Source organism: Noviherbaspirillum saxi (assembly GCF_003591035.1).
Taxonomy (GTDB): Bacteria; Pseudomonadota; Gammaproteobacteria; order Burkholderiales; family Burkholderiaceae_D; genus Noviherbaspirillum; species Noviherbaspirillum saxi.
Genome location: NZ_QYUO01000002.1, coordinates 677,384 through 704,356 on the forward strand (window position 1 = coordinate 677,384; position 26,973 = coordinate 704,356).

Here is a 26,973-nt window from a genome sequence, read left to right on the forward strand (position 1 = left end):
TTGTTGTCATTGGGAAAGCAAACCTGGAAGCGAGAAAAAGATTAATTAATTTGGTCTCAATTTAAATTGACTTCGATTTGGTTCGTGTGTATCTTAATTGAGATGGTATCAATTCGGAGGCAGCGATGAAGGAAGATGTTAAGCCGCAAATAACCGCAGGCATGCGTGGCGCTAATTGGGATCCCCGTTTGATGGATCGACCTTACCAAATGGTGCCTTATGCCTTGATGACGGCGGATGGCCAAAAAACACTTGGTTTTTTGTTTACTGCAACTGGTAAAGAAACGACGGTCGTCTCCATCATGCACCCGCGGGAAATGGCCGTTACCCACTATCTCGTGCCATTTATTCTCGATGCCGGATGCGCGTGCTGGGTACAGGGACCACGGTCGATCGGCAACGACCTGCGGCTGGAGCATGAGATTGCATTGTTCGACGTCGCCGCTGGCGTCTCGCATCTTAAATCGCTTAATTTTCGAAAAGTCATTTTGCTCGGAAATTCGGGCGGAGCAAGTCTATATGCGTTTTACAACCAGCAATCATTGACTGCGTCCGAAGCGCGTATTGCCAAAACCCCGGGCGGACGTCCGACAAAGCTGTCCGAACTTACGATGCCGCAGGTTGACGGTATCGTCTTCGTCTCCCCACATCCTGGCCAAGGCAAGCTCTTGATGTCCGGCATCGATCCTTCTGTCGTGGATGAAGACGATCCGATGCAAGTCAATGAGGCCCTCGATCCCTTTTCACCGAAAAATGGCTTTAATCTGGAGACAGGAAAAGGGAAATACACAGAAGAGTTCGTCACACGCTATCAGCTGGCACAAGTCGAGCGCGTGAAAAAGATTGACCAAAAGGCCCGCCAACTTCTCGCGGTGAAGCGTGATGCCCGAATCAAGCTGAAAGAAGAAAACGCGTTGGAAGTAAAACGGATCGCTTCCTTTGCGCCGATCTTCAATGTCTGGCGTACGGACGCGGACTTGCGATCATGGGACATCTCCATCGATCCGTCCGACCGCGTTACCGGATCCCTATGGGGTCGTGATCCGTTCGTATCCAACTGGGGTAGTGTGAGCTTCGCGCGTGTAGTGACGCCGGAATCGTGGCTGTCGACCTGGTCTGGTATTTCGTCCAATGCATCGCTGGAGAAGTGTGCACCGTCGATTGAACAACCGACGCTTTTGCTCGAGTACACCGGCGATCAATGTACGTTCCCCGGCGATTTCGACCAAATCTATCAGCAGGTGCGTTCAAGCGACAAGGTCCGCATCCCGGTTCGTGGCAATCACCACGGGATGGCCCTCGTAGCGGGAGAGCCTGCCGGACGTGTCGTCGCAGGAAAACTGATTACTGATTGGCTCCGGAAATTCAGCTAAATCATGCTTGCAACACCAAAAAGGACATTACAGAGAACGAGAGACGAACATGCTTCATGTTGAACCAAAATTGCGCCTTGAAGGCGTTGTTTACCCCGATCCGGCCCGACTCGCAAACTATATCGAACTAGGCCCGTTGCCCCGCGAGTCGCTTTCCGAGGCACTGATCAAGTCGTTGGAAAAAAACGCTGATCGATTGGCGCTGGTGGGTGCCGAAGGCGACCGTACTTACCGTGAAGTTAACGAGGTCACTGACCGGCTTGCTGCAGCGCTGCTCGACATGGGATTGAAACCGCTTGACCGTGCAATGATTCAATGCGGCAACTCACATGAGTTGATGTACTTTTTCATCGCCTGTTTGAAGGCAACCATCATCCCTATTTGCGCATTGCAGGCATTCCGGCGCCATGAGGTCGGCTATCTCGGAAATCTGGCCGGCGCTCGCGTTCATCTGGTTCAGGGCGACGATGCCAAGTTCGACGATGTCGCATTTGCCGAAGAGATGCAGGCCGACGTCCCGACGATGGAGTTCATTGTCCAGGCGCGAGGCGCAGCACGGGGATGCGCGGCGTCTCTCAATGAATTGGTGGCCGGCATGCCTTTACCGCGTGCTAAACAGATCCTGGCCGATGTCGAATACGACCCGTTTCAGGTCGCGGTGTTCCAGCTATCGGGAGGCACGACAGGTGTCCCGAAGATCATTCCGCGCTTTCAGAATGAATACCTGTACAACATGCAGGCGGTAGCCAAGTGGAATAACTATACCTGCGACGATGTTCTGTTCATGCCGACGCCTTTCATGCACAACATGAACATGGTCTGTTTCTTCGGACCACTGCTTCTGGTCGGTGGCACCGTTACAGTCTGCACGGACATCTCGGCCGAAACACTGCAAGCGGTCGTTCGCAACTACAAGCCGACCTGGTTCGGCTTGGCAGGTCCGATCTTCCAGCGCGTGCTGCCGGCATTGCTGGATTCGGATGAAGCGACGCGTGCACGCCGCCACTTCATTGGCCCGAAGAATGCGCCGAGGATCCGCGAGGCGGTGAAGTCGTTTGTTCACCATATCTTTGGCATGACTGAAGGGACGATCATGTTCACGCGTACCGACGATCCTCAAGAAGTTCTTGACTTGTCAGTCGGGCGTCCAGTGTCAGCGTACGACGAAGTCAAGATTGTTGAGCCGGGCACGGAGCGCGAGGTAGGAGAAGGAGAGGAAGGCGAGGCACTGTTTCGCGGGCCTTACACGATACTGGGTTATTACAAGTCCGGTGACGCGCAGGCCGACAAGTTTACCAACGACGGCTTCTACCGGTCGGGCGACCTGATGACTTACAAGGTCATAAGAGGGAAAAAATACTATTACTTCCGAGGTCGAACAAAGGATGTCGTAGATCGGGGCGGCGAAAAGATCAATGCCGAAGAACTCGAAAACGTCATTAACCTCAATCCGCTGGTCCTTGCATCCGCTGTTGTCGGCATGCCGGATCGTACCTATGGCGAACGCGTCTGCGTGTACATCGTTCCGAAGGCGCCGGGAACATTTATCTCCGTAGAAGAACTTGCTAAGTTTCTGGAGGAAAAAGGCCTGGCTAAGTACAAATGGCCTGAACGTGTGGAAGTGATTTCAGACTTCCCCCTCACGGCGTCTGGAAAACTGAGCAAAGTCATCCTCCGGCAACAAATTGCAGAGAAGCTGCAGTCCGAAGCAGCGTAGTCGATTAAAAAAGGAAACGACATCATGAATGCAGCAACTGACAACGTGCTTCCCAATCCAGTCCTGTCCGGCGTCCATCATACAGCGCGCCCCACGTGGAAGCTTGGTGAAACAGTCAATTTCTATCGGGATCTCCTTGGCCTTCCCCTGATCCATGCGATCTCGGCGAAGGGGTGGGGGCCCGACGACCACGCCGATTTCCTGCACTTTTTCTTTGACAGCGGCCTCGGTAGCACAATCGCGTTCTTTTATTACATTGGGACCGAACGTCCGGACTGGCTTGCCATGCGCGAGCATTACCAGCAGCGCGCGACGCACACCGCCTGGCGTGTCGAGACCCGTGAAGAGTTGCTGACATGGCGCGAGCGTGTTGAAAAGGTCGGGATCCCGTTCCGGTATCAGATTCAGCATGAAGTGATCGAGTCGATCTACTTCAATGATCCGAATGGTTATCCCATCGAAATCACGTGGCAAATGCGCCCGTTCAACGCGGCCGACAATAATGACGCCGCGTTGACTCTTCAAGCCGCGATGGAGTTGGAGAAAGCGAAGGGCGCAAGCGGGGAGTTCAAGTCGATCGATCCCGTATGGCAGCGCAAAGCATCGCTGATCGATCCTCAACACGCTTCCAATCATGCCAGCATCTACGTGCTGAACGTGCCGGAGTTCAGCACGTTGATCGATTATGCGAAGGAAGGGAATCGATACCGTATCACGGCGCTCGAGAACAACTACGTGCGCATCGATGGTGTTCCCGAACTTTCCTTCAATCGAAAGCAGCTTCGCTTCAACCCTGCAGTCTGGTATGGCGCGCTGACGGGCGGTTTCCAAGGCCGTATCACCAAATTCGACCGTGATGACCTCGTCATCGAAGGGGCGGCATAATGAAAGTGGCTATCGTTGGCGGAGGCCCATCGGGGCTTTTCCTCGCCATACTGCTGAAGAAGCGGATGACGGATGTCGTCATTGAAGTGTATGAGCAAAATCCGAGGGACGCGACGTTCGGCTTTGGTGTAGTGATGGCCGATACCGGCTTGAACCGGATCAGCCAAGCCGACCCGGAACTCTCTGCCGAACTGATGAGTGCGATGCACTTTAACGATCGGCAGACAATTATCAGCAATGAGACGCCGATTGTGGTCACAAAGCCCGGCCAGGGCGGCGGCGCAATTCCACGCATCAAGCTGCTGTCCATCTTGGCCGATCACACTGCCAAGTTAGGTATTGACGTGCGCTACAACTGCCATATCGATGACGTTGCAGACATTCAGGCCGACATCATCGTCGGGGCGGATGGTGTCAATTCGCTCGTTCGCAGCAAGGATGAAGAGGCATTCGGCACATCACGCCGCTCCCTGTCGAACCATTTTGCGTGGTTCGGCACGCATAAGGTCTTTGCCAATCCTGCATTGGTGTTCCGTCGTTTCAGGGGCGGTTACTTCATTGCGCATTATTATCCGTACAGCGATGCGATGAGTACGTTTGTCGCCGAATGTGATCATCAGACCTGGGTCGATCTTCACATGGAGGAAATGACATTGGAACAGCGACAGGAACTGTTCGAGACGATCTTCAGTGGTGAACTCGATGGATTCCCTCTCATCTCGAATAATTCAACGTGGCGTCAATTTCCGGTTATCCGCAATAAGAACTGGCACTCTGGAAACAAAGTTCTGATCGGCGATGCATTAAGCAGTGCACATTTCTCCATCGGCTCCGGGACACGGATTGCGATGGAAGACGCCATTGCGCTGGCAGACGCGATCTGTGCCAACCCGACTGACATTAATGCGGCCTTCGCTGCTTACGTGAACCAGCGCGGTCCCGAAAAAGATAAGCTGATCAACGCGTCTGAAAAGTCATTCACTTGGTACGAACACATTCGCGAATGGATGGACGCCTATAGTCCCTACGAGTTTGTATATCGCTTCATGACGCGTACCGGTCGGGTCGACCGTGAACGACTGCAGCGTCATTATCCGGAGCTTCTTAAGAAGATCGAAGAAGCCGGCATTATTACTGACATGGAGCCAACATGACAATGGACGCCACCGAGTATGTGCTGAGCCGCGAGCCCTTCATTGTCCGCCGCACGGTTCGCTGGGGCGATTGTGATCCCGCAGGTGTTGTCTACACCGGGCGCTTCCCTGAGTACCTGTTGGGCGCTATTGGTTTCTTCAAGAACCATATGGCCGGTGGCTCAATGCATGACCTGTCCCAAAAGTTCGATGTCGATATGCCGTGCAAGGGTATGTCATTCGACTTTATCGGTTCTTTGTGGCCTGGTGACGTTATCGATATTCAGTGCGTCGTCGGTGACGTACGCACTCGCAGCTTTGATATTGAGTGCTCTGCAGCCAAGCCCGACGGTACCCCTGTCTTCAAAGCCCGGTTTTCGCCAATCTGTATTGAACGCACTGTCCGCAAAGGAAAGCCAATTCCTCCGGAGTTGCGGGAAATATTAGTCCAGTTCCAAACAAGTCCAGTGGAGAATGCATGAGCGCTAAAGTCTATAAGATTGGGCAAGTCGTCCCGAGTTCCAACGTGACGATGGAACGCGAGATTCCTGCAATCCTGAACCGACGCATGGCAGTGCTGCCTGAGCGATTCAGTTTCCATTCCAGTCGGGTCCGCATGCATAAGGTCGTACCCGAAGAACTTGAGCGGATGAATTGCGAAATGGGCAGATGTGCGGTCGAGTTGGCTGACGCTCAGGTTGATATCCTGAGCACTGCCTGTCTCGTTGCGACGATGTGCATGGGACTCGGTTATCACCGTACGACTGTAGCCGACATGCGTGCTGCGACCGAGAGCGCCAAGTTGCCACCGCAGATCATGACGTCGGCGGGCGCATTGGTCGAAGAATTGAAGAGTTTTGGTGCCAAGAGAATTTCGTTGATGGCCCCCTATAGCGATGCGCTCACAGCCAAAGTTCTTGAATATATCAGGGAAGAAGGAATCGAAGTCCAGGATCACCTGAACTTTAGTATCGAGGACAATATCGCTGTCGGTGAGCGCGATCCGATGCGGTTGCTTGACGATGTGAAACGGCTCAACGTCAAGGGTGTGGATGCGGTCGTGCTGTCAGCGTGCGTCCAGATGCCATCTCTACCGGCAATTCAGGTTGCGCAGCAATCCCTTGGCATTCCTGTTACCTCCACCGCGGTATGCACAGCCCGGCAAATGTTGAAGTTGCTGAAACTGGATCCCGTCGCGCCTGATGCCGGCGCATTTCTTGGCGATATGCGGGGACTGTAGCATTAGCTTCCATGATCGCTCGGAGAGCGCTCTATTCTGAGCTCGGTTATCTCGCTCAACCAAATTGCAGCGTGTCATTAGATGAAAAAGGTCGGCAGGATCGAGCAAGAGATCGGCCAAATCCAGATGCCAGTTGAACCCGTACGCGAGTATCGGGCAGGCGTCGCTATTACAACCAATTTAAGGAGAACAGAATGTCTTTGAAGAACACCGCTAGTCCACGGAATTCAGGTCGTCGTACACGTCTAAAGCACGCACTGGCAATTTTTGCAGGCACAGTCGCCGCTACGCTTGCGAACGGTGTTATGGCGCAAACGCCGACGCAGGCATGGCCAAAAAACAATATCAAGCTGGTAGTCGCCGCGACGGCTGGCTCGGCGCCAGACATTATTGCGCGCGTGATTGCTGACAGGCTCGGACCCGTTTGGCAACAGCCGATCATTGTCGAGAACCGTACCGGCGCTGGCGGTCTGGTCGCGATGCGCTACACGAGCTCGTCTGCACCTGATGGTTATACGCTCGTACTTGCCCATGCGGCTGCCGCAGTGATCACGCCATTGACCTATCGCGCCGCGAAATACGATATCGAAAAAGATTTTACGACGATCGCCACCGTTGGGTATACCCCGATGGGTTTGATCGGCAGTGTCGACTCATCAGCCAAAACGCTGGCGGATGTGCTGGAGCACTCGCGCAAGAATCCGGGAAAAATCGTACTGGGCAATCCCACTCAGGCGTCAATTCCCCATTTGACGAGCGAACTTCTTAATCAGCAAGGAAAAGGCGATTTTTTTAATGTCACTTTTGGTGGGGCGGCGAACGGGATCAAATCGGTTATTAATGGCGACGCGCAGTACTATATAGACGGCATTGGACCTCTTATGCCGATGATTCGGGCAAAACGTGTCCGTCCGATTGCCGTGTTTTCCGATAAGGTATTGGAAGGACTGGAAGGAATTCCATTGGCAAAAGACGTGATACCGGGCCTTAGCGTCACTGGATGGTTCGTCCTTGCAGCGCCCGCAAATATGCCAAAAGACATCGTCGCCAGGATCAATGCCGACGTGAATCGTGTACTGGCAATGCCTGATGTCGTGGCTCGTTTCCGGGAATTCGGCACTTATCCACAAATTGGCAGCGTTGCCGACGCGCATGCTTTCATCAAGAAAGAAAAGGTACTCTGGTCTGATGTGCTCAAGAAGGCAAACATCAAGCCGGAATAACGGGCACACGGGCGCGGCGCATGCCGCGCATTCTGATTGCAATAAACAACGTATGCAGTCCACCTTCTGAGCCCATTTATCGAGGGTGACGTTGTTTGTGCTGCCACCTTCCCGATATGTTTCACATGCGATCAGACCGCTGATCTGACAGTACGGCGGGATATCGACAAATACGTGCTAAACCATAGAGAAAACGAGAGACAATGAGCACCACACCAACCACTAGTAACTCGGTCTATGCGGCGATTGTATTCGGCGCCGCGCTAGGCATGTTTGCCGGATATCCGCCGATTTTCAATGCTACATCTGGCATCTTCATGCAACCCTTGGCGGCCGAGTTTCACTGGGGGCGATCCGAGGTCGCGCTTTCCTATTCGAGTTCAATGCTAGGCATCGCGTTGATAAGCCCATTGGTCGGATTGTTAATGGATCGCTTCGGTGCGCGCAGGGTAATTCTCGTGTCAGCGATTATTTTTGGGATGTGTACGGCAGCGATGTCGCTTCAGACCGGCGATAAAGCCATGTGGGTTGGACTGTCGTTGCTCGTTGGTATCTTTGGTGCGGGCACGTCGGTGTTGGGCTATCTTGCGATACTCCCGCAGTGGTTTGATAAGCGCCTTGGCTTGGCGTTGGCTATCGCGATGTGCGGCCTCGGGGCTGGTACTGTCGTCATGCCTTCTCTTGCGCAGGTGTTGATTTCATCTTATGGCTGGCGCACTGCGTATGTTGCACTGGGAATCTGTTCCATTGTTGTCGCGCTCGTCGCCTTTTTCTTCCTCCGTGAGCGAGCACCGAATACCGGTTCAAAGAAGGCGACCCGTCCATTGGCGCCGGTTGAGGGTATGTCGCTGGCAGACGGTCTGCGCTCATGGAAGTTATGGACGATGTTTGTAGCGTTTGCGATTGCCTCTGCTGCAACGCTGTCGTTGAATCCCCACTTTCCTGCCATGTTCGGAGACAAAGGCTTTACTCCTGAGGACGGGGCAAAAGCCGCATCGCTCGTCGGCATCGGTCTCATTACCGGTCGTCTCCTCACCGGCATTCTGCTCGACCGCATCCGCGGATCGTACGTCGCGGCGGCTTTTTTCCTTATCGGGGCATGCGGACTCATTATGATTAAGACATCGACCAGCTACCCGATCCTGCTCATGGCTGCCGCAATGGTGGGCTTGACGATTGGCGCCGAAGGCGACCTGATTTCCTACTTGGTAAAGTCGTATTTCGGTATGCGTTCGTTTGGCACATTTTATGGAATCGCATTCGCGGGGTACGCATTGGGGGGAGTTATCGGTCCGGTGGTCGTTGGCAAGCTTTTCGACCTGCAGAAATCTTACGATACCGTGTTGCTGGCGTTTCCGTGGATGCTTGCGATCGCAGGATTGGCGCTTCTCTCGCTAGGGAAATACCGCAACGCATCCATCGATGGTGCGTCGGATTCTCTGGAGTCTGCAACGGCATGAATAGGCTTGTCTGAATAGACGGATAATTCTGAACGATCTCAGTTTGTCTCCTTCAATCCGTATCTCCAAGGGATTGAAGTTCGCCCGTGATGCATTCGTAGCGGGCGTTTTTTCGTTATCGTCTTAAGCTTTTAAAGACATTCTTTAGCGAGTCTGTAAGGCAGTTACTTTAACCACTGTGCAAATCCGTCGAGCAAAAGCTTAAGTCCAGCTTCGAAAGCTTGCTTGGAATCGAGGGACGAAAACGGTACGCCAACCTTTTTTGCCGCGGGATACTTGGCGGAATCGAGCTCTTCAAACTTCGCTTTGATGAATTCTTTATGGTCGGCTGGAAGCTGGCGAGACGCTTGCGCTGTGCTCGATGCAACGAGGAACTGCATCAGGAGGTGGAATGCAAGCGCTACCTGTTTTGGTTTGAAGCCCCCCTGAAGGAACGCCTGTGCCACATAGTCGAAATACACGACACCATAATCTGTTTCATTTCCCCCGACCTGCTGGAACAAGCGAAAGCGATTATGCGACGCGATATATTGGGCGATGCCGGGATGGTCCGTTGCATGCGCTAACAATACATTAGCCATTTTCTCGACGTCATTTCGCCAATGGCCGGTCAACGCAGGTAGTCGGCGAACCCGATCACCATAGTAGTAATTCAACACCCCAGAGATCAGGTTGTCTCGGTTGCCGATATAGTAATGTATTAAACCTGGTGCAACATCGAACTCCCGCGCAAGTTGAACCATTGAAATATCGGACAGAGGCATTTGTCTGGCAAGTGCGATTGCCTTGTCGATAATTGCACTTTTCGTCAGTTCGGCCTCGGAGCCAATGGCCGAATCGGTTTTGCGCGGGCGGCCCCTGGGTCGTGGGGATTCTTCTACGGTCTGCACGGTGGCCTGTTTTGCCATAATTTTCAACTTTTCGTCGTGGTGAGCTACCAATGCCGGATGTGCCTGATCCCTCTCACAAACGCACCAAATAGGACTACTTCTTTTGACGCAAATGAGCAATTCAACGTCCGACACACCGTCGCTGCATTAATTGATTGAGTATTAATATACTATCAGTCTTCTCCGGCATCAAATGGAATCATGGTGAACTTCCGAGAAAACTCGGCCAAAGCGCGATTCCGCTGTAATACGCAATCCATATAGAGCGAAGATGGCACTACACATGGCGCCTTTGCTAGGATGACATCATTACCGCCGGTACAAGGCCATCCTGCACTTATTGCTAGGGAATTGTTAAGCCGGTTGGGGAGGACAGACAACTCATCCTGTTCATCGGTGCAGAAACGGGGGAGTAAACCTCTACCCCGCGCCGCTTGAGCCCGGAACTTGCACAATGAATTTAGCAGGCATAGTTCCTGTTGGGCTCCGACCCAAGTCGCACTGCATGACGTAGTCCACGTGCCTAAAAATAATCCTTTCGAAATAAATTGACCCCCTATCAATAGATGGATATATTAATTGAGGTGGTGTTAATTAAATCGTCTTTGCGTATGTTTTTATGCCGGTAAAACATGCGCCGCTTCAGCCAAAGTGTGGCGTTCCACTATCCATGGCATCAGTGAAAAGTACACCGCTAGCCACTGAAAAACGGCCAAATGCAGAGCGATTTGCATGAAAAGGCTGGCAATAGAAAATGCTCAACCAATCAAGGAGATTTACATGAAGAAGACGCTTTGCATCATGCTTGGGGCAAGTGCAATGGCCAGCGCGGCCTGGGCCCAAACCAATGTAGCTATTTACGGCATTGTGGACGCCGGGATCGTGCGCGAGAGCGGCGGAGTTGCCGGGAGTGTGACCAAGCTCGGAAGCGGTATTGCAAGCGGATCCCGGATAGGTTTTCGCGGTCGCGAAGATTTGGGCGGCGGCATGGCTGCGCAATTTGTCCTTGAGACGGGAACGAATATCGATACTGGCGCAATGGGGCAGGGAGGTCTGCTATTTGGTCGCCAAGCCCATGTCGGCCTGTCCACCGGCGCCGGCACCTTGACGTTTGGACGTCAATACACACCGCTATTCATGGCTGTAAACGCCGTTGACCCATTCCTGGGGTTTAGCATGGCAGGCAGTGCAAACAACATTCTGTCCGAGGGCGGAATTCGTATGAACAACACGGTCAAGTACGCAATGCCCGCTACCGGACCGTTCACCGCAGACATTGCGTACGGTTTCGGCGAGGTGGCCGGCGATAGCAGTGCTGGCCGCAACGTTGGTGCGTCCGTGGGCTATAGCAGTGGGCCACTGAGTATACGACTGGCATATCATCGCGCGAATAACGTACCGGCTGCCGGAGTAGCACCAGACGACGGACGTAGCATCCTGCTAGGCGGCGTGTACAACTTCGGCGTGGCAAAATTCCACCTCGGTGTACAAAGCAACAAGGGACTGATAACCATCAACGGCCGCGCAATTCCGCGGACCGACTCACGAGATGTCCTCGTTGGTGTCACTGTGCCCTTCGGCGTCTCCAGTGTGATGGCATCTTACATTCGAAAAGATGCTCGCAGTGCCCTTAACCGAGATGCAAATCAGATGGCAATCGGTGTCACTTATCCGCTGTCCAAGCGCACAGACCTTTACGCATCCTATGCACGCATTGACAATGATGCTGCCGCAGGCACGGCAAATTTCTATACGGTCGGCAATGGCTCCGATACCGGTACGGGCGACAAAGCGTTCAATTTCGGCATTCGCCACACGTTCTGATAGTAAGCTTACTTTTCCGCAGTAGCGATTTCGGCTTTACGGAAAGTAATATCAGCGGATCTGTCCCCGGATTTCACATTCGGGGGAACAAGATTGCGAGACTTCTGTTGCGTAAAGGGAATTCGCTTTTCAACACCGGAAAACACCACGGACACAAGAAGAATAACGCCACCCTTTCAGAAAGTCGCGCAGGAATAGTGGCCTTCAGCAGGGTATTTCCCCCCTAGAAGTCTGCGCGGCAGAAGGATTTCATGTCATCCAGGGCCTAGTAAGAATCGCCAACTGAAAAATATCTGCATCACCGTTTGTATTTATACTATATTTCGACTATTATCGAATCAATGTTATTTCGAGAATAGTCGAACAATGGACAATAAAGCTGTAGTAACGGCGCTTGCTGCGCTGGCACAGGACTCCCGTCTCGCCGTCTTTCGGCTGTTGGTACAGGTCGGCCCGGAGGGCTTGGCTGCCACCAGGATTGCGGAGCAACTTGAGATCCCGCCTTCCTCGTTGTCCTTTCATTTAAAGGAACTGACTCACGCCGAACTGGTAACGCAAACCAAGGCCGGTCGCTCCCTTATTTACTCGGCCAATTTTCCGACCATGAATGGCCTGATTGGATTCTTGACTGAAAACTGCTGCGGCGGAAATGTCTGTTCTCCCGTCCGTGTCTCCAACTGTTCTGAAGAAGGAGCCTGCTCATGAAACGCCTGCATGTCCATGTATCGGTCGATAATCTCGCTGACAGCATCAAGTTCTACTCCGGCATGTTCGCCAACGAGCCCACGGTCGTAAAAACCGACTATGCGAAGTGGATGCTGGACGATCCCCGTGTCAACTTCGCGATATCCCAGCGCGGAGCGCAGACTGGCTTGAACCACCTTGGGATACAAGTCGAATCGGCGACTGAGTTGAGCGAAATGCAGGATCGCCTGAACGCATTACAACCTGGTGTCGAGAAGGAAGAAGGCGTAGCCTGCTGCTATGCCAAGTCAGATAAATACTGGGTCAATGACCCGTCTGGAATTGCTTGGGAAACCTACCATACGCTCGATACCATTCCGGTCTTTGGCGAGTCGAACAAGCCTGCCACAGATCAAAAAGCCGCTGGCCCTGATGCATGCTGTATTCCCTTGGCAAAAACCAGCGCTCAATCACCTTGCTGTGTACCGAAGGAGCAAAAAGCCACTTCTGGCGCCTGCTGCTGAGCCATGACACCGCTTCGATTGGCAACACCTGACGACCTGCCCGCTGTCCTTGCACTGCTTAAGGACAGTGGTTTGCCATATCAGGACGTCGACACCAATCGTCTGAACGAATTTCTTATAGCAGCCGGCGGCCAGTCAGTCCTTGGTGCGGTGGGCCTTGAGCGGTATGAAGACAATGGATTGTTGCGCTCGCTCGTCGTTCGTCCGGAAAGCCGATGGACAGGTCTGGGCACACAACTCGCCGAAGCAATGGAAAACCATGCTCGCACTACTGGCGTCAGGACGCTGTACCTGCTCACGACCACGGCGACCGACTTTTTTGCGCGTCGAGGCTACGAAGTGACTGCAAGGTCAGAGGCGCCGGCAACACTTCAAGGCACTACTGAATTTTCCACCTTGTGTCCTGCGCAAGCGGTGTGCATGCGCAGGACCTTAATCTAGCAATCAAAGACAAACATGACTGAAAAGACTTATAACGTGCTGTTCCTTTGCACGGGAAACTCTGCACGCTCCATCATGGCTGAAGCCCTCGTAACGACCATGGGTCATGGACGTTTCAAAGGTTTTAGCGCCGGCAGCAAACCGGGTGGCAAAGTGAACCCGTTCGCAGTTGAACAGGTAAAGAAGACTGGTTACCCGGTCGACAACCTGCGCAGCAAGAGCTGGGACGAGTTCGCGGCTCCAGATGCTCCACATATGGATTTTATCGTTACGGTGTGCGATAACGCGGCCGGCGAAGTTTGCCCAATTTGGCCCGGACATCCAGCGACGGCGCATTGGGGCTTTGAAGACCCAGCCGCAGTCGAAGGAACCGACGAGCAAAAGCGGGTAGCGTTCGAGAAGATTTTCAAGCAGATTATGGCGAGGATGAATACCTTCGTTAGCCTGCCAATAAAAACACTCGAGAGGCATACAATTCAAAGCGAAATTAAGAAAATTGGTGACACCCCGGTATGAATATGTCTCGACGATTGGCCGGCGAGTTTCTCGGCACGGCATTCCTGCTAGCCGTCGTAATCGGCTCCGGTATTATGGGGGACCGGCTGGCCGGCGATAACGTCGCGATTGCGCTACTGGCCAATACAATTGCAACAGGTGCGGGTCTAGTGGCCCTCATTCTCACCTTTGGACCCATCTCCGGTGCGCACTTTAATCCAGCGGTGACGCTTTGCGACGTCTGGTTCGGCCAGTTAACTTCCCGCCAAGCTCTGATGTATATCGCGGCACAAGTGGCCGGAGCATTTGCCGGTGTTGCTGCTGCCCACGGTATGTTTCAGGAGCCGCTATTTTTCGCGTCCCAGCATATTCGTACTGGGCCTTCACAGTGGTGGAGTGAGTTCATAGCGAGCTTTGGCCTATTGGCAGTCATCATCAGCTGCTCCAGGACAAGGCCTACCAGTACGCCATTTGCCGTCGCAGCCTATATCACCGCCGCTTACTGGTTTACGTCATCGACATCTTTCGCCAACCCCGCTGTAACTTTGGCTAGAGCGGCATCAGATACGTTTGCTGGTATTCGTCCAGTCGATGCTCCCGGATTCATCATTGCCCAGCTGCTAGGTGCCGCAGCAGCAGTCGTCATATTTAAATGGCTTTTCGCGTCCGAAAAAGAGATATCTCCCTATGGAAATCAAGATTTACCACAACCCGAGCTGCGGGACCTCCCGTAATACCCTGGCTTTGATTTGCAATACAGGAGTTAAACCTCAAGTGATTGAGTATTTGAAAACTCCGCCGTCTAGGGAAGAGCTCAAGGACATGATTGAAAAAGCCGGGCTTACTGTGCGAGAGGCAATCCGGGGAAAGGGCACTCCCTATGTTGAACTCGGGCTCGACAATCAGGCATTAAGCGATGACGAGTTGCTTGACGCGATGCTGGCCTATCCAATTCTCATCAACAGGCCTTTTGTAGTGACTCCTACGGGTGTCCGGCTGTGCCGTCCGTCTGAATTGGTATTGGACATCCTTCCGCTGCCGCAGAAAGGTCCTTTTGCCAAGGAAGACGGAGAAGTCGTCATTGACGCTGAAGGACGGAGGGTCAAGGAAAATGGCTGACAACTTGTCAAGTCTACCGAATGTCAGTTTGCCGCACCTTGATGTGCCGACCGTTGACAAGCTGAATGCTGCCACAGTATCGGCACATCCCCCGCGAATTCTGTTGCTTTACGGCTCGCTGCGGAGAAGTCCTATAGTCGCTTTCTTACGCTCGAAGCAGTGGGGATTCTGCAGCACTTTGGGGCGGAAACTCGCGTATTCGACCCGCATGGTCTTCCGATGGTCGATAGTGTTTCTCCGGACCACCGAAGTTAGGTTGCCAAGTAACCGTTTCTTCCCATGCATGGTCGTACCGCGGACTGACAGGAATGACTCAGTTAACTACTAGGAGATATGACATGGCATCGACATTTCACGAATCCGAAACAGGCCAAGCCATTATTGAAAATACGATGGAAGCTGGCACCGAACGATTGGTTGTAACTTTGCATCCAGAAAGCGGATTTTCCGTTGATTTCGAATTCCATGAGGGCATCGAGGGAAATGCCTTAATTGCCTCCAGCGGAATTTCAATCGACCGAGCTGCTTTGCAAAAGCTCGCTCAGTGGCTGCGCGAGCAAGGGGCACTGGATTAAAAGTGGTCCGCTAGTTCTACAAGTAGGCCGAGCTAACATATTGGTGGAATTCAAGGCCAGCTTCAGGAACAGCATCCCTTCTGCTCTTGAATAGGCGGACATTTTACTGAGCCATAGGAGCAGTACACACAGCAGTCGCCAGCTTTCGGACGCAGGACTGCTTTGCAGTTCTCGCATTCGTAATAGAACTGGCAGGCGTCGGTCGGCATGATTTCCGGCTTCGCAAAACCACAGTGCGGGCAGGTTAGAACCGATTCACGAATAGGATTCATGGCAATAAAATTAGCCGGTTATTTTGTTAAGGCGGCTTCAAATCCTGCGTCCTTCAGTCTAGCCTGTATTTGTCCAGACGTCACCTGCTCTGGATTGGAAACCGAGTTGCGCGACTTCACTAAGTTGGTCAAGCACAGCAGCGCGTAGTGCATTTCCTCCATGCAGCGGATGCGATTGTTTGTCTGGTCAGCGCAAGTATTCTTGCAGCCGAAGCGACTCGTCAAAAATTGAGTAATTTAAATATTTTTCTTCTTTGGAGGGCGCAAGTTGAACCCAAAACTGATAATCACGACAAATAGAACGATAGCTTGCGCTATCAACGTTTGTTGCGACGGATAGATCCCTAACAAATCAATGCGGGGGACCGAAATTGGCGTCACATCCAGCATCCCGGCTTCCTGCAATGCCGCCACACCTTTGCCGATCAATACGATCGCCAGCACGGCAACCAATGCGGAACTCACAGCGAAAAACTGACTGATAGGCAGACGGGCCGTTGTCCGCAGCAATATGGCAGCAATGACTGAAAGAATCACGACGCCGGCTGTCAGACCGCCCAGCAGATACAGGCCGTTGCCATCGTTCCATAACGCCGCATAGAACAGGACCGTTTCAAATACTTCCCGGTATACCGTGACGAAGGACAGCACAAACAACACGGTGGCAGAGCGCTTGTTGAGCGCGTGCGACAATTTTTCCTTGACGTAGGCTTGCCAGCGACCGGCCAAGCTTTTTTGATGCATCCAGATTCCCACGGTCAGTAACATCACTGCTGCAAAGATGGCGGAAAAACCTTCGGTCATTTCCCGGCTCGCACCGCTGAGATCGATCAAATAGGTGGCGACGGCCCAGGTCAAGCCCCCCGCTGCAAGTGCGCTTACCCAACCTGCATGGACATAGGGCAGGACATCGCTGCGTTCCGCCCTCCTGAGGAACGCGATCATTGCGACCACGATCAGTAGCGCCTCCAGGCCTTCCCTCAAGAGAATCGTCAAGGCGCCAATAAACGTCGCCAGGGGATCCGCGCTATCGGCTGCGCCAAGCGTGGCCTGCGCATCCGTTAACAGTGCCTGCAGATGTTTTTCGGTGCTGCGTGCCGTTTCCAACTGAGCTTCCGAGAGCGCGGCACGATAAGTGCCCATTGTCTTTTCGATTTCCTCAAACAGCACTTTGTTTTTAGCGGCCAACGCCGGTTCTACCGGCTCAAAGCCGTCGAGATAGGCCGAAATGGCAAGTCTGGATGCGTCGGCTTTGTCGCCTTTCTCTAACATCAAAAGACTTTCCCGCAGCTTCGACTTGGACAGCGCGAGGCCATCTGCCTTTGACGCGTTCAATATTTCGGGATGGCTGCGCAGATAAGCCAAGACCGCACGTGCGTTCTCCGGCCCTAAACGCTTGGTTAGTGATGCTTCGGCCGTTTGAGTCAATATGCCTAACTCCGCTATAACCGCATGAAGCGACTTGTCCGAAGACCAGAGCTTGGCGCCAAGCTGCCGGTCGCTGTCGCTATAGGCCAGGGTGGACGCGAAAAAAGCGACAGCCCAGCGATCGTCTTCGGATAGCGTGCCGAAGCTGGCCATGGCTGTTCCTTCGACACCGCGTGTCGTGGTCTGATAAAGCGAAAAAATGCTGCGTTCTTTTGCACGATCATGGTCTGCAAACGCAATGGGCGGCGGCTCCAGCTTGGCTGCCAGTGGTCCGTCGGCGTGGCCTGCCTGGCCGTGACAGGCGGCGCATTGGGCTTGATAAAGACGGGCGCCATGCTGAAGCTCAGGCATTTTGCCGGGTGCTACGGGTACCGGATAGGCAGCAAGTAAAGTACTTGCCAGGTTTCTGGCATGCTCGGCCACCAATACGGGCGCGGCCTTATCCGCAATGATTTTCCGCAGTCTGGCTGCTTCTTGTATCAGTTGTGCCGTCGCTGTGGTGTTCGGCAATTCTCGAATCTGCTGCTCGGCGTTTTGGGAAAACTCTTGCATCTCGGCATATTCCGCATCGTTCGCTATCTTGCCGTCCTTTACAGCGCCAGCATAATCGACTGCGAGGTAATCCAGCATTTGCCAGATTTGCTTTGCCTTCTCCTCGGTCACCTTCTCCATGGACGATGCAGGAGCGGTGAAGGAAATCAGAGGAAGAAGCAACGCCATCGTCCGAAAAAATACTAGTAGCCTTGGCTTCATATAGTGCATTCAAAAAGATTCGATGAATAAGGGGATATCCGGCGTCGAGGAGAATCCCATGGCGGCCGCCTTGCATGTGATTGCAGGGGCGGCCGAATTTTTCATATCGACCACAGAAACCAGAGCCCGCCGAGCAGTGCGCCGACGCTGGTCAATACCGCGATGGTGCGCACTGTGTGCAGCTGCGTCCACAGCAGCAAGCCAGTGATCGACAGCAGGATCAGGCTGCCGGCGATGGTGTCGGACAACAATACCCAGAACGCGCTGACGCCGACCGACATATGCAGACGGATCAGGGTGCCAATCAGCGTGGCATCGATATGATCCAGCTTGACGAAGCGGTTGCCAACAAAATACTCGGCGTTGACACCGCCCTCCGGCCGCGTCAGATTGACGCTCCAGCGCTCGGGCTGCAACACGTCCCGATCGGCCCACACGATGGTTTTGGCCGGCTGTGTTTTCACTTGAGGCGGCGACACCGCCGTAAATCGCAATTCCTTTTGCAGCCATGCCGACATCTCTTCCGGCGTTCTGAATGCGCCTTCCGGCAGTGGCAACTGCGCGGTTTTCTGGACGGTTTTTTCAACCGGGATTTTCATGATTGCCCGGTGATTCAGCAGGATGCCGGTGATGCCGAACAGCAGGCCCAGTGCCGCGCCCCACAAGCCGACATAGAGATGCGTCTTGCGCAGCCATGTCAGGAAGACCGCGCGACGGCTTCGATTGCGTTTTTGGCTCTCGGATGGCGCGCGCGCGGCTTGCTCCCCGGCAGACGTATCGCCTGAAGTGCGGAAAAGGGTGTGGGCATGCATGACTTAATCCATTTCGTGTTTGGGCGGTACCGCAGGGCCGGGATCGCTGCCGTCTGCCTTGGTAAAGGTGTAAGTCAAATGGTTGCGCAGTGAATCGTATTTTTTCCCGGAGAATTCGCCGGGTGCCTGATCGATATGCAGCACGTGAACGACATACTGACCACGCCACGGTGTGTTGATGTGGACGGCGCCTTGCGCATCGGTTTTGTGTTCCTGCATCCAAGTGTTGGGTGCAATGACTTCAAGTTTGGCATCTTTGAGCGGTTGGCCGCGATATACCACGGCAAGCTTGTTCGGCCCACTTCCATGGATATCCAGTACTAGCGGTGATGCGCTGCTGTCCGTCGCGGCTTGGCCGTAACGCGCATAATAATTGGACTTGGCGAACCCGAGCCCATGCTTAGTCAAATCGCGTACTTCCAGCGATTCTTCGACGGCCAGAATGGCCGGTGTCCCTTTGTTGTTCGCAATGGCGAAATATTCGGCGGCGCGGCTGATCGTGACTGCGCCAGGTTTGCCGCTTGGGGTGTCCTGTACGAACGCTTTGGGCGACTTGATGTTGTCGAGCTTGCCGGGACTCTTTTCCTTCAGCAGAGCATCGGGTTCGCCGTAATACAGTCTGGCGCCGGAGTCGCCGGATTCGATCCAAAGATAATGGGCTTGTGCCGTGCCGCTTGCGATAAGCGCTGCACAGCAGGCGGTGTGGATGAAAGTCTTGAGAAGAATAGTCATGATTTTCCTATTGAGGCTTCGAGACGGTTCTTCTTCGTTCAAAAGAAGAACCGTCGATGCACATCAGAACGCGTAGCGTGCCGTTAATTGCACGGAGCGCGGTGCGCCCGGCAGGTTCAGATTGGGCACGGTGCCATGTCCGGACACGATGTACTTGCGGTCGAACAGGTTATTGACGTTCAACTGCAAATCCAGTCCAGCTACCCGATAGCCCACCATGGCGTCCACGGTGGTAAAGCCAGGCAGGGTGACGGTATTGCCGGGATTGGCGAAGCGGTCGGCGACATAGTTCACACCTGCGCCTGCACGGTATCCGTTGCCCAGGAACTTCGTGAGCCACAGGTTGGCGCTATGCTTCGGTGTAAGCGTCGCACGCTTGCCTTGCACCGGCACGCCTTTTGTCACGTTGTCACTGTTGTCTACGGCGGGCGACGACGTGACACGAGTGTCGAGATAGGAGTAGCCCGACCAGATCTGCCAGCCATGCGGCAACTCACCGGTGAACGTCAGTTCCAGCCCGTCGGTGCGTTGAACGCCGATCGGAATCAGCCGGTTGGTTGTCGGGTCGGTTGCCTTGATGTTGGTGCGCTCAAGCCGGAACAGCGATGCGGTCGCGGACGCTTGGCCGTCCAGAAAGTCAAATTTCGCACCAATTTCCTGATTCGTGGTTTCTTCCGGTGCGATTTGCGCGTTGTTCGCTGCCAGCGCAAAGTTTTCCGCCGAGGGCTGGAATGACTTGCTGTAGGACGCGTAATAAGACTGATCCGGCGCCGGCTGATACACCACGCCGACGCGCGGACTCCATGCGGTATCCGTGCGCGCCAGATTGGCTTGCCCGATCCTTCGCTCTCTGGTCTCTTGTTCAAATCGATCGTACCGTACACCCGCAAGCGCCTTCCATTGCTGCGACAGTGCGACGAGATCCTGCACGTAGATGCTGCTGGTCGTCATGATGCCCAGGTTGTCAGTGGACGGTGCAGCAGTCACAGTCAAAGGCAGCACCGGGAGTACCGGGTTGAACAGGGAAACAGTCCTGATACCGGATTGCGAGCGGTTGACCTGATCCTTGTTCTGCTTGCCAAATTCCAAGCCATACAGGATCTGATGCGTCATCCCGGCCAGGCTGGTTTTTTGCGTCAGTTCGGTCTGGTTGAAATAACCATCCTCTTCACGCCGCAGGTTAGTGCGATTCAACGATGCAGTCAGCGCCGTTTCGTTCACTGCACCAACGAGGGTATTGTTGCGGTCCAGCTTGTAGTCATAGTGACGGAACGCATTGCGTACCGACAGCTGATCGTTGAAGCGATGGTTGAGCGTAAAACCGAGTGCTGTCATGTCCGCTTGCGAGTAGTCCGCATCGCGCGCATTGGCCGCGCCGTAGTAGGTGCTTGCCGGGACATCGACAGGCCGCCCGCGGTATGCCGGAATGCCGAAGTCGGTGACGCGGCGGTCGGACAGGTATTCTGCCTGCAGCAGCAGGCTGGTGTCCGAACCGAGTTTGAACGACAGGGACGGTGAGAACGCTTCGCGATCCAGGAACTGCTGGCTCCGGTAGCTGTCGGCACGTTCTACCGCTCCGGTCACGCGGAATGCCACGCCGCTTTCGCTATAGTTGCGGGCCAAATCCAGCTCGGCGCGCCTCTGGTTCCAACTGCCGATCTGCGCCGTCACTTCGCTCTTGTCAATGCCCGGCTTCTTGGTAATCCGGTTGATCAGGCCGCCCGACGATCCGCGTCCATATAGCACCGATGCCGGCCCCTTGAGCACTTCAACTTGCTCGATATTGGACAGGTCGCGGAAATACAATGCATCGTCGCGCAAGCCATCGATGAATTGATCGGAGATGGCAGTGAAGCCACGGATCGTAACTTGGTCACGCTGGCCGTCGCCGTGCGACAGACCGACGCCCGGCACGGCTTTCAGCACACTTTCCAGGGAACGGGCGCCCTGGTCGCGTAGCAGTTGCTGTGGCACGACATTGACTGTTTGCGGAATATCGCGCAGCGGCGCTTCGATTTTGGTTGCGCTGGTGGCGGTCGGTGCATTGTAAGTTGGCAGCAGTTCGCGCGTGCTTGTCACCTTGACACCAGGCAGTACCACGTCGGATTGTATTGCCGTTTGTGCGAACGCAGTGCTGGATAATTGTTGAACAGCCAGCGCGACCAGCACTGCCAGTTGGGTCTTTTTGAATGCCATCATGCTCCCTAAATATATAAATTCGCTGGCTGGCTAATGCGTCAAAAAAGACCTTGGCTGGCTGTCGAGTACAAGTAAAAAATCGGTTAAGTCATTGCGATAAGTCGCGAAAAGAGTCGGCGTTTTTCCGGCTGATGCATCGCCTGTTCAACGACGGTTGCCCATTGTTCCGAAAATTGCTGGCAAGTGACGCGCAATACCGGCGCGAGATCGGGCGGGTCGGCGAGTGCTTTTAAATGGCGTTCGATGACGAACGCTAGCTATAAATGAGAATCATTATTATTTAAATTATTGCTTATTTGAATAGTGGTGACAAGAGGTTTTTCACGCAGGCCTATGTATCTCGAGCGTTTGCAGGAGTTTCGACGAAGTCCGCACGAAAATAGTGGCCGGGATATAACGTTGCCGATTCCGACACGGTGATGTCAGCTTTTATGGTTCGAAATCATTATTTCGAGTAATGGCAGTAAGCCGTATGCGAGGGCAGTGCCATTTACATAATAAAATAGTTGCGAATGATTCTCATTTAGATGTAGTATACATTTCATGGTGTTCGCGCATGAAATTTTGCGCGAAGCAGTACGCGGCCACTATTGGCCGCCCCCAGTATCAGCCAGCCACCAGTCCCGTTCTCCGGGAAGGGCAGCCCGCTTGTTTCATGTGGCTTCCACTCAGGAGAATGCGATGCAAATCCACACCCGCCGGACGGAATATGTTGCCGTCCAATCGGCTATCACCTCTTACGTCAGGTTCCATTCAGGTCGCGGTTCAGCCGAACATGCCGCATCGGCCTGCACCAGCCATCTGCCACGACCGTCATCAGTTTGCGGGATCCGGGCCGGCAAATAGCGCGCCGCGTGGACACGCATATGCCGTGTCCACCATTTCACAACCAGTTTCGATGAAGACCATGGCCCAGGCTTTGCCGGGGCATGCCGTCCCTTTGACTTTGCAAACCGATTTTTAAGGAAAATAATGAAAGAACTGATCATTCTGGCCCACGCGCCTACCGATTCCGTCAACGATGGATTCATTCCGGCGGCGCGGCGCCTCGGTCTGCCGGTCGTGCTGCTGACCGACCATGCCGACGTGCACCGGCAGCATTTCAGCCAAGCCGGGCTGACCGCCTATCCGAGCGAAATCATCGCGTGTGACGTATTCAATCCGCTGGCCGTGATCGGCGTGCTGACCTGCCGTCAGCAAACGCCGGCGGCGGTCTTCTCCAACAGCGATCACCTGCAAACCAGCACGGCCATCGTCGCCGACTATTTCGGCCTGCCGCGGAAGGACTGGCATGTCGCCTACCGCGCGAAGAACAAGGCTGAAATGCGGAGCAGGTTACGGTCCCGCGGACTGGACGTGTTGTGGCATGCCGTCGTTTGCGACAGCACGGGATTGGCGCTGGTGGCGGACGAGGCGCCGTTTCCATGCATCGTCAAACCGCGCGAGGGCGTCGCCAGCCAGCAGGTGACGCTCGCCCATGATCGAGCAGAACTGGAGGCGCAGTGTGCAGCGGTCTGGGCGGAACAGCCGGGATTGCCGCTGCTGCTGGAGGAATACATCGAAGGCCCGCTCTATACCCTGGAAACACTGGGTGACGGCAAGCAGCTCTGCGTGCTCGGCGGATTCCAGGTGAAGCTGTCGCCGCCGCCGTATTTCGTCGAACTGGAGGCGAAATGGGGAACCGGCCTGACGGCCGCGCAGGAAGCCCAGGTGGTCGACATGATTCGCAGTTTCGGCGTTGGCTTCGGCGCATGCCATACCGAATATGTGATGACCGAAACAGGACCGCGCCTGATCGAAATCAATTACCGCAATATTGGCGATTACCGCGAGTTCCTGCTGCAGGATACGCTCGCCATCCCGTTGTTTGAAATCGTGTTGCGGCTGTATCTGGGCGAGCCTTTGCCGCAACTCGAACTTGCCCGGAATGCTGCATTGATCCGCTATTTCGCCGCCCGGTCGGCTGGCCGTCTTGCCGATGCGCCGGAAGCATTCGTCAATCGTGCGGACCAGCTTCTGCTCTCCTATAAGCCGCTGCGCTCGGTCGGCGAAGCCATCAGCCTGACGAACTCGAACAAGGATTACCTCGGCGTATTGCGCGGCACCGGGCCCGACGCACAGCGTCTCGACGTGGAAATGGACCGGATCAGTGGTTCCCTGGCATGGGGGATCGCCGCATGAACGCGATTACGATCGGAACCGCACTGGACCCGGCGGTCGAAGTGTCCCGCGCGAAGCACGTGCAATATATCTATCAACGCGTGCTGGATGCGTTGTTGCGCGAAGACGTACGAGCTTGTGTGAGTGGCGCGACCCTCGTTTCGCCGGCTGCATTGCCGGCCGAATTCGGCAAGTATGAAACTGCAGCCTGTGCCTGGCTCAAGGTGTCGCATTTCGGGGACGGCGTGCTATGGATTCCAGTCAACAGGGCTTCGTTCATGCAAGACTGGCACAGCACCGACTTGCCGCTGTTGTGGCAGGAGGGCGGGCAGGCGAGGGAGCTGTATGCGGTAGAGGATGTCATCGCTTGCTTCTCGCACGGCCTGGCACCCGGCGCAGCGTCTTTGTTCAACGCGTTCGCCGACGAGTGCAAGCTCGCACTGTCTCATCGCGAGAAGAGCGAAGCCGAACGCGAACGCTGGTTTTCTGAACTGACAACGGCGGGCACGGATGTCATACCATCGGACGGGCATGCCCGCCTTTTGCATTACGACAGGCTAGGCGCATTTCTCGACCATCCGCTGTATCCGACCGCGCGCGCAAAACTCGGGTTCGACGAGGAGGCGCTTGCGGCATACGGCCCTGAATTCCAGCGCAGCTTTCTGCTGCACTGGCTGGCCGTCCCGCGTGCGTTCTACCACCCGAGTATCGACGGCGAACAGGGCTGGCCGGCGTTATGGCCACGTTTCGAAGACGTTGGCCTGGACGCTGCGATGGTGGACACGCATGCGCTGGTTCCGGTACACCCTTTTGTATGGGAGCACCAGCTCGACGCCTTCCTGCGCGAGAGCGGATTGCATGAGGAGGTAATCCGTGCGCCACAGCCTTATCTCACAGTAGCGCCGACCCTGTCGGTACGTACCGTAGTATTGCTGGATGCGCCGGAGTGGCACCTGAAACTGCCGCTGACGATACGCACGCTCGGTGCGAAGAACATCCGTACCATCAAACCAAGTACGATCCGTGACGGCCACCGCATCCAGACGGCGCTGGGCGCGATTGCGGCGCGCGAGCCGTCAATAGCTGGACGCTTGCTGCTGACGGATGAGGAATGCGGCGCGCATGTCGACAACCGCATGTTCCTTGGCTATATCCTGCGGCATTATCCGGCCGAAGTGCTGCGCGACAGCACCTTGATCCCGGTCGCGTCGCTGATGGCACCGACGCCATCCGGAGAATTGGTGGCGGAAGAAGTGGCCGCGCAGTTCTATGCCGGCGATGTCGCCGCGTTCTTCAACGATTATCTGGACCTGACGCTGCGCCTGCACTTGCTGCTCTGGCTGCGTTACGGTATTGCGCTGGAATCCAACCAGCAGAACTCGGTTATCGTCGTCAGCCGCAGCGAGCCGCGGCTGCGCTTGCTGCTCAAGGATAACGATGCGGCGCGCATCCATCTCGATGACTTCAGGCGGCGTTGGCCCGATCTGGCGTTGCATCTTGCCGGATTGCAGGATCAGCGCATTGCCGTTGCAGAACAACTGCCGCTGGCGCAGATGTTTACGACGATTACGCTGCAGTTGAATATCGCAGTCCTGGTCGAGCGCCTCGCGCCCATCCTCGGCCGGCCAACCGCGGCGCTGTATGCCAATGTCCGGCAGCGGATCGAAGCGGTACTGACAGAATTGGCCGCCGAGGGCGAGGAGATTGCGCTGGCGCGCCGCGTGCTGCTCGAAGATGACCGGCTATATATCAAATACCTGCTGATCGCCGCCACCCTGGCGGAAAAGACCGAAACCGGTGCCGCCGACGTCAACAAGTTTTACGGGCGCAGCGCGCCCAACTTCCTGAGGCCGACATGAAGACGGGGTCACGTCGTTTCATCGTCGGCACCATCATGGCCGGGCACTTCATCGCGGCATTCGCCGCATTGGGCATGCCGCCGTTTTTCGCATTGATCCTCGAAAAATCCCTGCACAGCGACGCTGTATACCTGGCGGGATGGCTCTACGTGGTGCCGACCTTCTGTACCGCAATCAGCAGTCCGTGGTGGGGAAAACTGGCGGACAGGTTCGGCAAGAAACCGCTCCTGTTGCGCGCGCAGCTGGGGCTGGCAGGAAGTTTCCTGCTGGCCGGCTTTGCACCCAATACCTGGGTGTTTTTCATTGCGCTCCTGCTGCAAGGACTGCTCGGTGGTACGTTTTCCGCATCCAACGCCTACCTGGCCACCGTGGTCAATGGCGCGGCACTGACTCGCAGCCTGACATTGATGCAATGGTCGGCCCGCGCCGCACTGGTGATCGCGCCGACCGGCCTGGGCGTGTTGATGATGACGGTTGAGTCGCCGCTGGTCTTGTACCGCTATCTGGCGCTGTTGCCCTTGTGTGCCGCCGTGCTCATTTGGCGGCTGCCAGCGCAGCAGGCGCAGGATGCAGGCAAAACATCGCCATCGGTATCCGGCAAGATCATCGAGGCGACGCCGGGACAGATCTACGCGCTGCAGTTCGCGTTCGTCTGCTCCACGGTAATGACGTTTCCCTACTTTGTGCCGTTCATCCAGTCGGGGGACGCTGCGGTGTCGCCGGTGCTTGCCGGCTGGCTGTTCGGACTGCCACATCTGATGTATTTGCTCTGCGCGGTTCCGTTCAGCCGCTATCTGGGGCAGGGCGGCCTGGTCCTGACGCTGGCGCTGTCATATCTGGTGCTCGCCGCCTCGCTGCTGGGACAGGCACTGGCGCCGGCGCTGTTCGCGATAACAGCTTGGCGCATCGTGATGGGACTGGCAATGACTGCCGGCTTCATCGGCCTGCATGCCTTGATCGCCGCCGTCGTCCATGGCGGCAATGCCGGCGCCACGTTCGGCTGGTTCGAAAGCAGTTCCAAGTGGGGTGCGGTCGGCGCCGGCCTGATTGCCGGTATCGCAGTACAGGCTTTCGATGTACGTGCACCGTTTTTCATCAGTGCGTTGGTCATGTTCGTCGCCGGGGGTTATCTCGCCGGCTTGACGTTTTATCGCCTGCGTCTCAGCAATTCTTAG

25 protein-coding genes and 1 pseudogene are annotated in these 26,973 nt (G+C 55.0%); 20 read left to right on the forward strand and 6 right to left on the reverse strand.

Annotation, left to right across the window (positions count from 1 at the left end):
• The first annotated feature begins 125 nt into the window (after nt 1–125).
• The 8 genes from D3871_RS18945 (at nt 126) to D3871_RS18980 (ending at nt 9,031) form a co-directional block, all read left to right on the forward strand.
• Complete coding sequence (locus tag D3871_RS18945) at nt 126–1,373, forward strand: alpha/beta fold hydrolase (protein WP_199724840.1); 1,248 nt, start codon at nt 126–128, stop codon at nt 1,371–1,373.
• A gap of 49 nt (nt 1,374–1,422) precedes the next feature.
• The gene (locus D3871_RS18950) at nt 1,423–3,090 is read left to right on the forward strand and encodes an AMP-binding protein (protein ID WP_119770630.1); all 1,668 of its coding nucleotides are present in this window, start codon (nt 1,423–1,425) and stop codon (nt 3,088–3,090) included.
• A 24-nt stretch (nt 3,091–3,114) separates the two neighbouring features.
• Entirely contained in the window at nt 3,115–3,975 is an 861-nt protein-coding gene (locus tag D3871_RS18955) for a VOC family protein (protein ID WP_119770631.1), read from the forward strand.
• On the forward strand, nt 3,975–5,129 hold the full coding sequence (locus tag D3871_RS18960) for an FAD-dependent monooxygenase (protein ID WP_119770632.1): 1,155 nt from the start codon (nt 3,975–3,977) through the stop codon (nt 5,127–5,129). Before D3871_RS18955 ends, D3871_RS18960 begins: the two co-directional genes overlap by 1 nt.
• Entirely contained in the window at nt 5,126–5,590 is a 465-nt protein-coding gene (locus tag D3871_RS18965; protein WP_233575719.1) for an acyl-CoA thioesterase, read from the forward strand. The genes D3871_RS18960 and D3871_RS18965 overlap by 4 nt, the downstream gene beginning before the upstream one ends.
• Nucleotides 5,587–6,348, forward strand: coding sequence for a maleate cis-trans isomerase family protein (locus tag D3871_RS18970; protein ID WP_119770633.1), 762 nt, complete (start codon nt 5,587–5,589; stop codon nt 6,346–6,348). The genes D3871_RS18965 and D3871_RS18970 overlap by 4 nt, the downstream gene beginning before the upstream one ends.
• A gap of 194 nt (nt 6,349–6,542) precedes the next feature.
• Entirely contained in the window at nt 6,543–7,571 is a 1,029-nt protein-coding gene (locus tag D3871_RS18975; RefSeq protein WP_119770634.1) for a Bug family tripartite tricarboxylate transporter substrate binding protein, read from the forward strand.
• 203 nt (nt 7,572–7,774) lie between these two features.
• On the forward strand, nt 7,775–9,031 hold the full coding sequence (locus tag D3871_RS18980) for an MFS transporter (protein WP_119770635.1): 1,257 nt from the start codon (nt 7,775–7,777) through the stop codon (nt 9,029–9,031).
• Nucleotides 9,032–9,195: 164 nt separating this feature from the next.
• Here the strand turns inward: D3871_RS18980 and D3871_RS18985 are convergent, their stop codons facing one another.
• A complete protein-coding gene (locus tag D3871_RS18985; RefSeq protein WP_119770636.1) occupies nt 9,196–9,939 on the reverse strand; it encodes a TetR/AcrR family transcriptional regulator in 744 nt (247 codons plus the stop codon).
• Nucleotides 9,940–10,701: 762 nt separating this feature from the next.
• Between D3871_RS18985 and D3871_RS18990 the strand changes: the two genes are divergently transcribed.
• From D3871_RS18990 to D3871_RS19030, 9 genes and pseudogenes are all read left to right on the forward strand, one after another.
• Nucleotides 10,702–11,745 (forward strand): porin, encoded by a 1,044-nt coding sequence (locus tag D3871_RS18990; protein ID WP_119770637.1) that lies wholly within the window; start codon nt 10,702–10,704, stop codon nt 11,743–11,745.
• A gap of 366 nt (nt 11,746–12,111) precedes the next feature.
• The gene (locus D3871_RS18995; protein WP_119770638.1) at nt 12,112–12,450 is read left to right on the forward strand and encodes an ArsR/SmtB family transcription factor; all 339 of its coding nucleotides are present in this window, start codon (nt 12,112–12,114) and stop codon (nt 12,448–12,450) included.
• The gene (locus D3871_RS19000; RefSeq protein ID WP_119770639.1) at nt 12,447–12,953 is read left to right on the forward strand and encodes an ArsI/CadI family heavy metal resistance metalloenzyme; all 507 of its coding nucleotides are present in this window, start codon (nt 12,447–12,449) and stop codon (nt 12,951–12,953) included. The genes D3871_RS18995 and D3871_RS19000 overlap by 4 nt, the downstream gene beginning before the upstream one ends.
• A gap of 3 nt (nt 12,954–12,956) precedes the next feature.
• Nucleotides 12,957–13,394, forward strand: coding sequence for an arsenic resistance N-acetyltransferase ArsN2 (arsN2, locus tag D3871_RS19005; protein WP_119770640.1), 438 nt, complete (start codon nt 12,957–12,959; stop codon nt 13,392–13,394).
• Nucleotides 13,395–13,409: 15 nt separating this feature from the next.
• Entirely contained in the window at nt 13,410–13,910 is a 501-nt protein-coding gene (locus D3871_RS19010) for an arsenate reductase ArsC (protein ID WP_119770641.1), read from the forward strand.
• Complete coding sequence (locus tag D3871_RS19015) at nt 13,907–14,623, forward strand: aquaporin (RefSeq protein WP_119770642.1); 717 nt, start codon at nt 13,907–13,909, stop codon at nt 14,621–14,623. The genes D3871_RS19010 and D3871_RS19015 overlap by 4 nt, the downstream gene beginning before the upstream one ends.
• Nucleotides 14,577–15,008 carry an arsenate reductase (glutaredoxin) gene (gene arsC, locus D3871_RS19020; protein WP_119770643.1) on the forward strand — a complete coding sequence of 144 codons (432 nt, stop codon included), beginning with the start codon at nt 14,577–14,579 and terminating at the stop codon, nt 15,006–15,008. The genes D3871_RS19015 and arsC overlap by 47 nt, the downstream gene beginning before the upstream one ends.
• A pseudogene (locus D3871_RS30945) lies at nt 15,001–15,254 on the forward strand (NADPH-dependent FMN reductase); the annotation flags it as partial. The gene arsC and the pseudogene D3871_RS30945, both read left to right, overlap by 8 nt.
• A 92-nt stretch (nt 15,255–15,346) precedes the next feature.
• On the forward strand, nt 15,347–15,583 hold the full coding sequence (locus D3871_RS19030; RefSeq protein WP_119770644.1) for a hypothetical protein: 237 nt from the start codon (nt 15,347–15,349) through the stop codon (nt 15,581–15,583).
• 62 nt (nt 15,584–15,645) lie between these two features.
• On the opposite strand, the gene D3871_RS30950 is transcribed toward D3871_RS19030, so the two are convergent.
• From D3871_RS30950 to D3871_RS19055, 5 genes are all read right to left on the reverse strand, one after another.
• Entirely contained in the window at nt 15,646–15,855 is a 210-nt protein-coding gene (locus D3871_RS30950) for a GDCCVxC domain-containing (seleno)protein (RefSeq protein WP_119770645.1), read from the reverse strand.
• A gap of 237 nt (nt 15,856–16,092) precedes the next feature.
• Nucleotides 16,093–18,003: an FTR1 family protein gene (locus D3871_RS19040; RefSeq protein ID WP_119770646.1), complete on the reverse strand. Its 1,911-nt coding sequence runs from the start codon at nt 18,001–18,003 to the stop codon at nt 16,093–16,095.
• A 134-nt stretch (nt 18,004–18,137) separates the two neighbouring features.
• A complete protein-coding gene (locus D3871_RS19045; RefSeq protein ID WP_119770647.1) occupies nt 18,138–18,848 on the reverse strand; it encodes a PepSY-associated TM helix domain-containing protein in 711 nt (236 codons plus the stop codon).
• A gap of 3 nt (nt 18,849–18,851) precedes the next feature.
• Nucleotides 18,852–19,580 (reverse strand): DUF4198 domain-containing protein, encoded by a 729-nt coding sequence (locus D3871_RS19050; RefSeq protein WP_119770648.1) that lies wholly within the window; start codon nt 19,578–19,580, stop codon nt 18,852–18,854.
• Nucleotides 19,581–19,643: 63 nt separating this feature from the next.
• Nucleotides 19,644–21,776: a TonB-dependent receptor gene (locus tag D3871_RS19055; RefSeq protein WP_119771443.1), complete on the reverse strand. Its 2,133-nt coding sequence runs from the start codon at nt 21,774–21,776 to the stop codon at nt 19,644–19,646.
• Between the two features lie 975 nt (nt 21,777–22,751).
• Between D3871_RS19055 and D3871_RS19065 the strand changes: the two genes are divergently transcribed.
• The 3 genes from D3871_RS19065 to D3871_RS19075 are packed head-to-tail and all read left to right on the forward strand — an operon-like array spanning nt 22,752 to nt 26,973.
• On the forward strand, nt 22,752–23,960 hold the full coding sequence (locus D3871_RS19065; RefSeq protein ID WP_119770649.1) for an ATP-grasp domain-containing protein: 1,209 nt from the start codon (nt 22,752–22,754) through the stop codon (nt 23,958–23,960).
• The gene (locus D3871_RS19070) at nt 23,957–25,798 is read left to right on the forward strand and encodes an IucA/IucC family protein (protein ID WP_119771444.1); all 1,842 of its coding nucleotides are present in this window, start codon (nt 23,957–23,959) and stop codon (nt 25,796–25,798) included. Before D3871_RS19065 ends, D3871_RS19070 begins: the two co-directional genes overlap by 4 nt.
• Nucleotides 25,795–26,973, forward strand: a complete 1,179-nt coding sequence (locus tag D3871_RS19075) for an MFS transporter (RefSeq protein WP_119770650.1) — start codon at nt 25,795–25,797, stop codon at nt 26,971–26,973. The genes D3871_RS19070 and D3871_RS19075 overlap by 4 nt, the downstream gene beginning before the upstream one ends.